We start from the raw sequence: 12,255 nt of genomic DNA on the forward strand, positions 1-12,255 counted from the left end.
CCTTGGGGAGCGTCGTCGTATCACTCGCTCGACCCGCATGGTGACCGCCTCCCTTCCCGTTCGTCGCAGTTCGCACGTGCTGTGCGTCGGGGAACATCTATCCACGGAACCCGAGCGGCCTGCAAGGGATTTAAAAAACGGCGGCGGCCCGGAGGAGCGGGTGCTCCACCGGGCCGCGCACGGACGTGGGGTGCGTCAGCTGACGACGGTGACCTCGCCGATGCCGAGCGCCCGCACGTCGTCCGCGATCGTGGCCGCGTCGCCGACCAGCACGGTGACCAGCCGGTCCGGCGGGAAGGCCGCGACGACCGCCTCGGTGGCGGCGGCGGCGGACAGTTCGACGAGCTGCCGGTAGACCTCGGCCTGGTAGTCGTCCGGCAGGTACTGCTCGACCTGGTCGGCCAGGGTGCCGGCCACCGAGCCCGCGGTCTCGTACTTCAGCGGGGCGACGCCGACCAGGAACTGCACGGCCTCGTCGCGCTCGGCCTCGGTGAGGCCCTCGGCGGCGAGGGTGCGCAGGATGGTCCAGGTGTCGGCGAGCGCCGGGGCGGTGGAGGCGGTGTCCACCGAGCCGCTGATGGCGAGCAGCGAGCGTCCGCTGCCGTCCGCGGCGGAGCGCAGCGGCTGGGCGAAGGCCCGGACGCCGTAGGTGTAGCCCTTCTCCTCGCGCAGGACGCGGTCCAGGCGGGAGGTGAGGGTGCCGCCGAGGCAGTAGGTGCCGAGGGTCTGGGCGGCCCAGACCGGGTCGTGGCGGTCGGGGCCGATCCGGCCGATGAGCAGCTGGGTCTGGACGGAACCGGGGCGGTCCACGATGACCACGCGGCCGTGGTCGTCGCCGGCGACCGGGGCGTGCACCGAGGCCTCGGCGGCCGAGCCGGTCCAGCTGCCGAGGGTGCCCTCCAGGAGGGCGGGCAGGTCGACGCCGGTGAGGTCGCCGACCACGACGACGGTGCTGGTCGCGGGGCGCACGTGGGCCTCGTAGAAGGCCTTGACGGCGGCGCGGTCGATCGACTTGACGGTGTCGGCGGTGCCGGAGCGGGGCCGGGAGAGCCGGTCGGCGGCGTCGAACAGCTCGGCGTAGAGGGCCTTGGCGGCGCGCCGGGCGGGGTTGGCCTGCTCGTGGACGATCTCGTCCAGGCGGTTGGCGACCAGCCGCTCGATCTCGGCCTCGGGCAGCGCGGGCGCGCGCAGGGCGTCGGCGAGCAGGGAGAGGCCGCGCTGGAGCCGGGAGGCGGGGACCTCCAGGGAGACCCGGATGCACGGGTGGTCGGCGTGCGCGTCCAGGGTCGCGCCGGCCCGCTCCAGCTCGCCGGCGAACTCCTCGGCGGTGAGGGTGTCGGTGCCCTCGTTGAGGGCGCGGGCGAGGATCGCGGCGACGCCGTCCAGGCCGTCGGGCTCGGCGGCGAGCGGGGCGTCGAGGAGGACCTCGACGGCGACCAACTGCTGGCCGGGCCGGTGGCAGTGCAGCACGGTGATGCCGTTGCCGAGGGCGGTCCGCTCGGGGGCGGGGAAGGCCCACGGGCTGGGGGTGCCGGGCTGCGGCTGGGGGTGGAACGTCATGGCGGGGACGTAGTCGGTGCTCATACGGCGGCACCCTCCTCTTCGGAAGCGTCGGTGTCGGCGTCGGTCTCGGCAGCGGTCGGCTCGTAGACGAGGACGGCCCGGTTGTCGGGGTGGAGCCGGGCCTTGGCGACGGCCTGGACCTCCTCGGCGGTGACGTCGAGGACCTTGGGGAGGGCGTCGTTCAGCAGCTTGGGGTCGCCGAACAGGACGGCGTAGCGGCAGAGTTCGTCGGCGCGGCCGGCGACCGTGGTGAGCCGGTCGAGCCACTCGCGCTCGATCTGGGCCTGGGCGCGCTCCAGTTCCTCGGACGTGGGGCCCTCGGCGGCGAAGCGGGCGAGTTCCTCGTCGACGGCGGCGTCGATCTGCGCGATGGTGGCGTCGCCGGAGGTCTTGACGTCGAGCCAGCCGAGGCTGGGGGCGCCGGCCAGGCGCAGCAGGCCGAAGCCGGCGGCGACGGCGGTGCGGTCGCGGCGGACGAGCCGGTTGTACAGGCGGCTGGACTCGCCGCTGCCGAGGACGGTGAGGGCGAGGTCGGCGGCGTCGGCCTCGCGGGTGCCGTCGTGCGGGAGGCGGTAGGCGGCCATCAGCGCGCGGGACGGGACGTCCTCGTGGATCTCCTCGCGGATCTCCCGGCCGATGGTGTCGGGGAGTTCGCCGGAGCGCGGCGGCTGCTTGCCGTCGTGGGCGGGGATGGAGCCGAAGTACTTCTCGACCCAGGCGATGGTCTGCTCGGGGTCGATGTCGCCGACGACGGACAGGACGGCGTTGTTGGGCGCGTAGTAGGTGCGGAAGAACGTGCGGGCGTCCTCCAGCGTGGCCGCGTCGAGGTCGGCCATGGAGCCGATCGGCGTGTGGTGGTACGGGTGGCCGTCGGGGTAGGACAGCGCGGTGAGCTTCTCGAAGGCGGTGCCGTACGGGACGTTGTCGTAGCGCTGGCGGCGCTCGTTCTTGACGACGTCGCGCTGGTTCTCCATGGAGGCGTCGTCGAGCGCGGCGAGCAGCGAGCCCATCCGGTCGGCCTCCAGCCAGAGGGCGAGCTCCAGCTGGTGGGCGGGCATGGTCTCGAAGTAGTTGGTGCGCTCGAAGCTGGTGGTGCCGTTGAGCGAGCCGCCGGCGCCCTGGACCAGTTCGAAGTGGCCGTTGTTGGAGACGTTGGCGGAGCCCTGGAACATCAGGTGCTCGAAGAGGTGGGCGAGGCCGGTGCGGCCCTTGACCTCGTGCCGGGAGCCCACGTCGTACCAGAGGCAGACGGCGGCGACCGGGGTGAGGTGGTCCTCGGAGAGGACGACGCGCAGCCCGTTGGCCAGGCGGTGCTCGGTGATGGCGATGCCTCGGCTGGAGGCGGGGGCCGGGTTGGCCATGCGCTCGGGTCCTTCCCGTCGTCGATGTCGGGGGTTCGTGTGGCGTCCCCCATTGTGGTGCAACGCGCGGGAGCCGTGTTCGTGTCCGCGCGGACCGGGTCGTTCGCCAGGGGCGGAAGAGGGCCGCTGACCGGGAGTGTCGGCGCGAGGGTCCACAATGGGGGCGCCGTGCCCTGTCGGCCGTCCCGGTTGACGGGTCCGGCGGCAGGACGGCCGAGACCGACCGACGAACGACCGAGACACACAGCCAGCGACACGTAAGGGAGCCCCGCCGCGATGGCCCGCCGCAGTTCGCAGACCCCGCCGCCCGGAGACTTCGAGGAGCGGATCCTCGACGTCGACGTCGTGGACGAGATGCAGGGCTCCTTCCTGGAGTACGCCTACTCGGTGATCTACTCGCGGGCGCTGCCCGACGCGCGGGACGGTCTGAAGCCGGTGCACCGCCGGATCCTGTACCAGGCCAACGAGATGGGCCTGCGCCCGGACCGCGGGCACGTGAAGTGCGCCCGCGTGGTCGGCGAGGTGATGGGCCGGCTGCACCCGCACGGCGACCAGTCGATCTACGACTCGGTGGTGCGCATGGCGCAGCCGTTCTCGATGCGGCTGCCGCTGATCGACGGGCACGGCAACTTCGGTTCGCTGGGCAACGACGACCCGCCGGCGGCGATGCGCTACACCGAGTCGCGGCTGACCGCGGCGGCGATGGCGATGGTGGAGTCGATCCACGAGGACACCGTCGACTTCGGCCCGAACTACGACGGCAGCGAGCAGGAGCCGCTGGCGCTGCCGGCCGCGTTCCCGAACCTGCTGGTGAACGGCGCGACGGGCATCGCGGTGGGCATGGCGACGAACATGCCGCCGCACAACCTGTCCGAGGTGGTGGCGGCCGCCCGGCACCTGATCAAGCACCCGAACGCGGACCTGGACACGCTGATGCGGTTCGTCCCCGGTCCGGACCTGCCGACCGGCGGCCGGATCGTGGGCCTGTCGGGGATCCGGGACGCGTACGAGTCGGGCCGCGGCACGTTCAAGATCCGGGCGACGGCGACGGTGGAGGCGGTGACGGCCCGCCGCAAGGGCATCGTGGTCACCGAGCTGCCGTTCAACGTCGGCCCGGAGAAGGTCATCTCGAAGATCAAGGACCTGGTCAACGCGAAGAAGCTGCAGGGCATCGCGGACGTCAAGGACCTGACCGACCGCGAGCACGGGCTGCGGCTGGTGATCGAGGTCAAGAACGGCTTCGTGCCGGAGGCGCTGCTGGAGCAGCTCTACAAGCTGACGCCGATGGAGGAGACCTTCGGCATCAACAACGTGGCGCTGGTGGACGGGCAGCCGCTGACGCTGGGCCTGAAGGAGCTGCTGGAGGTCTACGTCGACCACCGCTTCACCGTGGTGCGCCGGCGCAGCGACTTCCGCCGCCGCAAGCGGCAGGAGCGGCTGCACCTGGTCGAGGGCCTGCTGGTGGCGCTGCTGGACATCGACGAGGTCATCGCGATCATCCGGTCGAGTGACAACGCCCAGCAGGCGAAGGAGCGCCTGATGGAGCGCTTCTCGCTGTCGGACACCCAGACCGCGTACATCCTGGACACCCCGCTGCGCCGGCTGACCCGCTTCGACCGGGTGGAGCTGGAGCAGGAGCAGGCGAAGCTCAACTCGGAGATCGCGGACCTGACCGAGATCCTGGAGTCGGACACCAAGCTGCGCAGCGTGGTCTCGTCCGAACTGGGCGCGGTGGCGAAGCAGTTCGGCACCGAGCGGCGGACGGTGCTGCTGGAGGCGGGCGCGGCGCCGGCGGCGGCGCTGGCGGTGCCGCTGGAGGTCGCGGACGACCCGTGCCGGGTGCTGCTGTCCTCGACGGGCCTGCTGGCGCGCACGGCGGACGGCGAGCCGTTCGAGCTGTCGGAGGCGCGCTCGAAGCACGACGTGATCGTGTCGGCGGTGCACGCGACGGCGCGGGCGGACGTGGGCGTGGTGACGTCCGCGGGCCGGGTGCTGCGGCTGCCGGTGATCGACCTGCCCGCCCTGCCGCCGACGCCGTCGCCGAACCTGGCGGGCGGTGCCGCGGTGGGCGAGTTCCTGCGGCTGGAGGCCGGGGAGCGGGTGCTGGCGCTGACCACGCTGGACGAGTCCTCGCCGGGGCTGGCGCTGGGCACCGTCCAGGGCGTGGTGAAGCGGGTGGTGCCGGAGTGGCCGGCGAACAAGGACGAGTTCGAGGTGATCGCCCTCAAGGAGGGTGACGAGCTGGTGGGCGCGGTCGAACTGCGCACCGGCGAGGAGGACTTGGTCTTCATCACCTCGGACGCGCAGCTGCTGCGCTACCCGGCGGGCCAGGTCCGCCCGCAGGGCCGTCCGGCCGGCGGCATGGCGGGCATCAAGCTCGCCGACGGCGCGCGGGTGCTGTCGTTCACGGCGGTGGATCCGGCCGCGGACGCCGTGGTGGTCTCGGTGGCGACGGCCTCGGGCACGCTGGCCGGCGGCGAGCAGACCACGTGGAAGGTCACCCCGTTCGAGCAGTACCCGCGCAAGGGCCGTGCCACCGGCGGTGTGCGCTGCCAGCGCTTCCTGCGCGGTGAGGACGCCCTGGCCTTCGCCTGGGCGGGCGCCGCACCGGCGCGCGCCGCCACGGCCAAGGGCGCCCCGGTCACCCTGCCCGACCGTGACCCGCGCCGCGACGGCTCGGGCACCCCGGTCACCACTCCGGTCGCCGTGGTCGCCGGCCCGGCGTGACGGCGGACGGAGGGAGGGGCGCCCTGCGGGGGTGCCCCTCCCTCCGTCGTTCCCGGGGCCCACTGCCGTGGCAGAACGCCTGGTAGCGGCGGCCGCGGCAGCCGGTGAGGGTAGCCTTTCCCGCGTGAGCACCTGTGCGACCGTGTCGCGTGAACTTTCGGAGCCGCTGGCCGCGACGGCGGCGGTGGCGAGCACCTGGCTGCTGGTGGAGCAGACCGGGCCGTGGGGTGCGAAGGCCCTGGCCGAGAGCCATCTGGACGCGGCGGTCGGGCGGGCACTGGAGGAGGCCACGGCGGGGACGGGCGTGCGCGTGGCGCTGGTCCGGCGGCCCGGGCGGCACGCGGACTGCCTGCCGACGGCGCGGCACGAGGTGATCGTGGCGCACGCGGTGCCGGGCCGCGGCTGGGTGCGCCGGGCGCAGGTGGCGGATCCGGCGGAGCTGCTGGCGCTGGACTTCGCGGCGCTGGGCGCGGGCGACCACACCGGTTTCGGCGCGGAGCACGTCGGCGGCCCGGTGGCGCTGGTGTGCACCAACGGACGGCGGGACCGCTGCTGCGCGCTGCTGGGGCGTCCGCTCGCGGCGGAGCTGGCGGCGGCCGGGCACAGCGAGGTCTGGGAGGTGACCCACCTGGGCGGGCACCGCTTCTCCCCCACGATGCTGGTGCTGCCGTACGGCTACGCGTACGGGCGGCTGACCGCGGAGAGCGCCAAGGAGGTGCTGGCGGCGACGGCGGCCGGGCACATGGTGCCGGAGTGGTCACGGGGCTGCTCGGGCTGGGACCGCCCCGGTCAGGCGGCCGAGCACGCGGTGCGGCTGGCGATCGGCGAGACCGGGGTGGACGCGCTGACGCTCACCCAGCGGCCGGACGGCGCGGGCCGCTGGCTGGTGACGGTGCTGCACCGGGACGGCCGGGTCTGGGAGGTGGACGTGATCGAGTCGGCGAGCGAGCCGCCGCGTCCGGAGAGCTGCGGCAAGGCGGCGGGGACGCCGTCGCGGATGGACGTGCTCTCCGTGCGGGGCGTGTAGCCGCGGGGCGTGCAGCCCGGGAAGCAGCCGGGAGGCGTGCACCTGCGGGGCGTGCAGCCGGGAGGCGTGCCGCGGCCCCGCGCCCGTGGGGGTGGGCGCGGGACCGCGGCGGCCGGGGGGGGATCAGCCGGCGGCCGGGGGGATCACCCGGTGGCCTTGCCGACGAACTCGGTGGTGTACGTCTTCGACAGGTCGATCGACCCCTCCTTGCCCTTGACGTCCGGGTGGAACGCCGCGAGCACCGCGAGCACCGTCTTCGGCCCGTCGGCCGGCATCACGCCGTCCGCGGTGAACATCGGCAGCGTCGCCTTGATCGCCGCCGCGTACTGCTCGGCGCCGCCCTGCGCGTAGTCGGCGGGCATCTTCGCGGCGATCTCCTCGGGGGTGTGGGTGGACATCCACTTGAGGGTCTTCACGAAGGCGTTGGCGAGCTTCTGGGTGGTGTCCTTGTTCTTCGCCACCCAGTCGGTGTTCATGTACAGCGAGGACGACGGGTACAGCCCGCCGAGCGCCTGGCGCGAGCCCTCGGGGGTGCGCATGTCGTAGAGGACCTTGCCGAGGCCCTTGTCCAGGATGGCGGCGACGGTCGGGTCCGTGGTCATCCCGGCGTCGATGCTGCCCTGCTGGAGCGCGGCGATGAAGGTCTGGCCGGCGCCGACCGCGATCGGGCTGAACTCGCTGACGGCGGTGCCGTTCTTGACCGCGAGGTACTTGGTGAGGAAGTCGGTCGAGGAGCCGATGCTGGTGACGCCGAGCTTCTTGCCCTTGAAGTCGGCACCGGACTTGAGGGCGTCGGCCTGCTTGGTGGAGACCACCTCGACCTCGCCGGGAGCCTGGGCGAACTGCACCACGGACTCCACGTTCTTGCCCTTGGCCTGCAGGTCGATGGTGTGGTCGTAGAAGCCGACGGCGCCCTGGACGTCCCCGGCGAGCAGGGCGGTGGTGGCGTTCACGCCGGCGGGCTCGGTCATCAGCTCGACGTTGACGCCGGCCTCGGCGAAGTAGCCGAGCCGCTGGGTGAGCATCGCGGGCAGGTAGATGACCTTGTCCAGGCCACCGACCATGATCTTGACCTTGGGCCCGTCGACCTGCTGCCCGGGCGGGGCGGCGACCGCGCCGTGGCCGGCGGTGGCGGCGTCGTTGGCGCAGGCGGAGAGCGGGAGGAGCAGGACGGCGGCGAGGGCGGCAGCGAACGCTCTGCCGGTCGGGTGGGGGCGCATGGGTGGGGGTGCCTCTCTCTTCTTACCGGCGGGGGGAGTCAGCGGCCGTCGCCCGCGTCGGCGGGCTTCCAGCGGAACAGCTTCTTCTCGGCGAGGGTCAGCAGTCCCTCGGTGAGCAGCGCGACGACGGCGAGGATGGTCATGGCGGCGTACACGCCGGCCGCGTTGAAGGTGCCCTGGGCGGCCGCGACGAGCAGGCCGAGGCCCTTGGTGGCGCCGATGTACTCGCCGACGATGGCCCCGATCAGCGCGAAGCCGAAGCTGACGTGCAGGCTGGTGAAGATCCAGGTGGTGGCGGCGGGGATGACCACCTGGAGGGTCACCCTGCGGTTGTCGGCGCCCAGGATGCGGGCGTTGGCGACGAGGTTGCGGTCCACCTCGCGGGCGCCCTGGAAGGCGTTGAAGAACACCGGGAAGAACACCAGCACCACGGCGGAGGCGACCTTGGAGGCCGGGCCGAGGCCGAACCAGATCAGGAAGATCGGCGCGAGCACGATCCTCGGGATGGCGTTGAGCACCTTGATGTACGGCCCGAACACGTCGGCCAGGAAGCGGATCCGGCCGAGCGCGATGCCCAGCAGCACGCCGCCGGTGACGCCGATCACCCAGCCGGTGAGGGCCTCGTAGAGGGTGTAGCCGATCTGCTCGCCGAGCGAGCCCTGCGCGGTGCCGTGGGTGATCCACTGCCAGATCTGGTCCCAGATCCTCGACGGCTGCGAGAAGTTGAACGGGTCGATGACGTCCGTACGGGCGCAGACCTCCCAGAGCCCGAGGAAGGCGACCAGGACCGCGACCCTGGCGCCGTAGACGCCCAACTTCCGGTTGCGGGCGGCCCGTTCGCGGGCCTCGGTTCTGCTGGTGACGGCCGGGGGCTCCCCGGCGACGGGCGACGCGGTCTCGGACGCGGTCTCAAGCGGCACGACCCGCTCCTCTCTCCCGGGTGATGCGCACCTCTTCGCCGAGCGAGGCCCAGATCTCGCGGTACAGCTCGACGAACCTCGGTTCCAGCCGGACGGCCTCCACAGTGCGCGGTCGTGGCAGGTCGACGGTGAAGACCTCCTTGACGGTGGCCGGGCCGGCGGTCATGACGACGACCCGGTCGGCGAGCGCGATGGCCTCGTCCAGGTCGTGGGTGACGAAGACGACCGAGGAGCCGGTGCCGGCCCACAGTTCCAGCAGCTGGTCCGACATGAGGGCGCGGGTCTGCACGTCCAGCGCCGAGAACGGCTCGTCCATCAGCAGGATCGCCGGGTCGTTGACGAAGGTCTGGGCGAGCGCGACGCGCTTGCGCATGCCGCCGGACAGCTGGTGCGGGTAGCGGTCCTCGAAGGCGGCGAGGCCGACCCGGCCCAGCCAGTCCCGGGCCCGTTCCCTGGCCTCGGCGGCGGGTACGCCGCGGAAGCGCGGGCCGGCCATGACGTTGGACAGGACCGTGCGCCAGGGGAAGACGGCGTCCTGCTGGAAGACGAACCCGACCTTCGGGTCGATCCCGCGCACGGGCTCGCCGTACACCCGGACCTCGCCCTCGGTGGGCTCCTCCAGGCCGCTGACCAGGGTCAGCGTGGTCGACTTGCCGCAGCCGGTGGGTCCGACGACGGCGACGAACTCGCCCTGGGCGACGGTCAGATCGAGATCGCGGACGGCGGTGTGCAGGGCCCCGGACGGGGTGCGGAACCGTTTGGTCGCGCCGGTCAGCTCGATCGCCGGGGTTTTGCTCATTCGATCCTCCCGGGTCTGTGCTTGCCCCGGAAAGGTAGGAGCGGGCCCGGCCCCGGCGGGAGCCTTCTCCGCGTAGTGCGGCTTCTCCGCGTTGAGGGGTGTTCTGCTCGTTTTGCTTCCGCTACAACTGCGGGGACGCGGCTGACAGAAACACGCCGGAAACGTAGGGTGTCCCGACCCCACCCGCGCGTCCCCCCACCTGCGGGTCCCCCGGCCCCGGCCCCCCGGGGACTCCACCCACCGCCGTAGAACCGCCCGCAGCCGCCGAGAGGAGGCCCGGATGAAGCTCCCGCACTGGCCCCGCCGGGTCTTCGCCCAGCTGCTGCTGAGCCAGACCGTCGTCACCGTCGGTGTCACCGCCGTGACCGCCGGACTCTTCCTGGCCCCGGTCAGCAGCGAGCTGGACCACGACGCGATGCAGCGGGCGCTGTCGATCGCCCAGGCCACCGCCACGGACGAGAGCATCGCCCGGGCCGCCGACGCCCGCGACGTGGTGGCGGCGCAGCGCAACGCCGAGCAGATCCGCCTGGCCACCGGCGCCAGCTTCGTGGTGGTCACCGACCTGGACGGGATCCGGCTCTCGCACACCGACCCGGGCCGGATCGGCCAGCGGGTCAGCACCGACCCGGAGCCGGCGCTCAGCGGCCGCAGTGTCACCGCGATCCAGCAGGGCACGCTGGGCCGCACCGCCCGCGGCAAGGTCCCGCTGCGGATGGCGGACGGCCGGATCGTCGGCGAGGTCTCGGTGGGCATCAGCGACGACTCGATCCGCCGCCGGCTGCTCACGATGCTCACCGGGATCCTGTTGTGCGCGGGCGCCGGCCTGGCCGCCGGTACGGTCGCCACGCTGGCCCTGGCCCGTCGGCTCAAGCGCCGCACCCACAACATCGCGCTGGCCGACATCTCCGCGCTGCTGGTGGAGCGGGAGGCGATGCTGCACGGCATCCGCGAGGGCATGGTGGCCCTGGACGAGCGCGGCCGGATCCGGCTGGCCAACGACGAGGCGGTCCGGCTGCTCGGGCTGCCCGAGGACTGCACCGGCCGCCCGATCACCGAGGCGCTGCCGCCGGGCCGGCTGGCCGACGTGCTGACCGGCCGGATCACCGGCGCCGACCTGCCCGCCGTCCGGGACGACCGGGTGCTGGTGGTGAACCGGATGGCGACGGCCGAGGGCGGCGCGGTGGTCACGCTGCGCGACCGTACCGAGCTGGAGTCGCTGGTCCGCGAGCTGGACACCACCCGGAGCCTGACCGAGGCGCTGCGCGCCCAGGACCACGAGCACGCCAACCGGATGCACACCCTGCTGGGCCTGCTGGAGCTGGGCCGGCACGAGCAGGCGGTGGCGTTCATCTCGGAGCAGTCCGGCTCGCACGCCGTGGTGGCCGCCCGGATCGCCGAACAGGTGCAGGACCCGCACGTCGCGGCGCTGCTGGCGGGCAAGACGGCGGTGGCGGGCGAGCGCGGGGTCCGGCTGGTGCTGGCCCCGGCGGCGCACCTGCCGGACGCGGTGGTGGACGCCCGGGCGCTGGTGACGGTACTCGGCAACCTGATCGACAACGCGGTGGACGCGCTCGCGCCGGGCGGGGCCGGTCGGGTGGAGGTGAGCCTGGCCGCGGCCGGCTCCACCCTGCTGCTGCAGGTCGCGGACAGCGGCCCGGGCGTACCGGAGGAGCTGCGGGAGCAGGTCTTCGAGGAGGGGTGGACCAGCAAGGACGCGCCCGCGCACCGTCCGCGCGGGCTGGGGCTGGCGATGGTGCGGCGGCTGGTCGAGCGGACCGGCGGCCGGATCGTGCTCGACGCCGGGCCGCTGGGCGGCGCCCGGTTCACCGTCGAGCTGCCCGAGGCCCTGCTCACCGATCGGCTCGTGGAGGCGTGATGATCGACGTACTCGTGGTGGACGACGACTTCCGGGTCGCCGACGTGCACGCCGCGTACGTGGCCAAGGTGCCGGGCTTCCGGGTGACCGGCACCGCGCACTCGGCCGGGGAGGCGCTGGCCTCGCTGGAGCGCCGCCCGGTGGACCTGCTGCTGCTCGACCACCACCTGCCCGACGAGACCGGCCTCGCCCTGGTGCGCCGGCTCCGGGACCGCCAGGTGACCTGCGACGTGATGATGGTGACCGCCGCCCGGGACGTCTCCACGGTGCACGCCGCCATGCAGCACGGCGCGCTGCAGTACCTGGTCAAGCCGTTCACCTTCGCCGGGCTGCGGGAGAAGCTGGTGGCGTACGCGCAACTGCGGCACGCGCTGGCCGCCCCGGCCCGGGAGGCCGGCCAGGACGAGGTGGACCGGCTGTTCGCGACCCTGCGCGGTGCCACCGCCCCGGCCGGGACGCTGCCCAAGGGCCACTCCGCGCCGACCACCGACTTGGTGCTGGGCGTCCTGCGCCGGGCGGGCCGGCCGCTGTCCGCCCAGGAGGTCGCGGACGCCACCGGGCTGAGCCGCTCCACGGCGCAGCGCTACCTCAAGCAGCTCGAACGGGACAGCCGGCTGCGGCTCACCCTGCGGTACGGCGACACCGGCCGCCCCGAGCACCGCTACGGGCTCCCCGCCCGGGCGTAGCCAGCGCGCCCCCGCCGTCGAGTCCCCGGACAGGGGGGAACCCCGGCGGCCCCAGGCCCGCCGGGGTTCCCCGGGC

At 73.4% G+C, this 12,255-nt stretch carries 9 protein-coding genes; 4 read left to right on the plus strand and 5 right to left on the minus strand.

What is annotated here, in order from left to right; all coding sequences use genetic code 11:
- Positions 1 to 195 precede the first annotated feature (195 nt).
- Both ACIRD3_RS31050 and ACIRD3_RS31055 read right to left on the minus strand, forming a co-directional pair.
- A complete protein-coding gene (locus ACIRD3_RS31050; protein WP_402223382.1) occupies positions 196 to 1,560 on the minus strand; it encodes a M16 family metallopeptidase in 1,365 nt (454 codons plus the stop codon).
- Between the two features lie 20 nt (positions 1,561 to 1,580).
- Positions 1,581 to 2,924, minus strand: coding sequence for a M16 family metallopeptidase (locus ACIRD3_RS31055; RefSeq protein ID WP_402223257.1), 1,344 nt, complete (start codon positions 2,922 to 2,924; stop codon positions 1,581 to 1,583).
- A 276-nt stretch (positions 2,925 to 3,200) separates the two neighbouring features.
- Here ACIRD3_RS31055 and ACIRD3_RS31060 point away from each other — a divergent pair, with 276 nt between their 5' ends.
- On the plus strand, positions 3,201 to 5,651 hold the full coding sequence (locus ACIRD3_RS31060; protein WP_402223259.1) for a DNA topoisomerase (ATP-hydrolyzing) subunit A: 2,451 nt from the start codon (positions 3,201 to 3,203) through the stop codon (positions 5,649 to 5,651).
- Positions 5,652 to 5,775: 124 nt separating this feature from the next.
- The gene (locus ACIRD3_RS31065) at positions 5,776 to 6,678 is read left to right on the plus strand and encodes a sucrase ferredoxin (RefSeq protein ID WP_402223261.1); all 903 of its coding nucleotides are present in this window, start codon (positions 5,776 to 5,778) and stop codon (positions 6,676 to 6,678) included.
- Positions 6,679 to 6,821: 143 nt separating this feature from the next.
- Here the strand turns inward: ACIRD3_RS31065 and ACIRD3_RS31070 are convergent, their stop codons facing one another.
- Genes ACIRD3_RS31070 through ACIRD3_RS31080 form a run of 3 tightly spaced genes read right to left on the minus strand, consistent with a single transcriptional unit; the run spans position 6,822 to position 9,617 of the window.
- Positions 6,822 to 7,898, minus strand: coding sequence for an ABC transporter substrate-binding protein (locus ACIRD3_RS31070; protein WP_402223263.1), 1,077 nt, complete (start codon positions 7,896 to 7,898; stop codon positions 6,822 to 6,824).
- Between the two features lie 38 nt (positions 7,899 to 7,936).
- A complete protein-coding gene (locus tag ACIRD3_RS31075) occupies positions 7,937 to 8,818 on the minus strand; it encodes an ABC transporter permease (protein ID WP_402223265.1) in 882 nt (293 codons plus the stop codon).
- Entirely contained in the window at positions 8,808 to 9,617 is an 810-nt protein-coding gene (locus ACIRD3_RS31080; protein WP_402223267.1) for an ABC transporter ATP-binding protein, read from the minus strand. The genes ACIRD3_RS31075 and ACIRD3_RS31080 overlap by 11 nt, the downstream gene beginning before the upstream one ends.
- 280 nt (positions 9,618 to 9,897) lie before the next feature.
- Between ACIRD3_RS31080 and ACIRD3_RS31085 the strand changes: the two genes are divergently transcribed.
- Positions 9,898 to 11,493, plus strand: coding sequence for an ATP-binding protein (locus ACIRD3_RS31085; protein ID WP_402223269.1), 1,596 nt, complete (start codon positions 9,898 to 9,900; stop codon positions 11,491 to 11,493).
- Positions 11,493 to 12,179, plus strand: a complete 687-nt coding sequence (locus ACIRD3_RS31090; protein WP_402223271.1) for a response regulator — start codon at positions 11,493 to 11,495, stop codon at positions 12,177 to 12,179. The genes ACIRD3_RS31085 and ACIRD3_RS31090 overlap by 1 nt, the downstream gene beginning before the upstream one ends.
- Positions 12,180 to 12,255: the final 76 nt, after the last annotated feature.

The organism is Kitasatospora sp. NPDC093550 (assembly GCF_044764985.1).
Lineage (GTDB): Bacteria > Actinomycetota > Actinomycetes > Streptomycetales > Streptomycetaceae > Kitasatospora.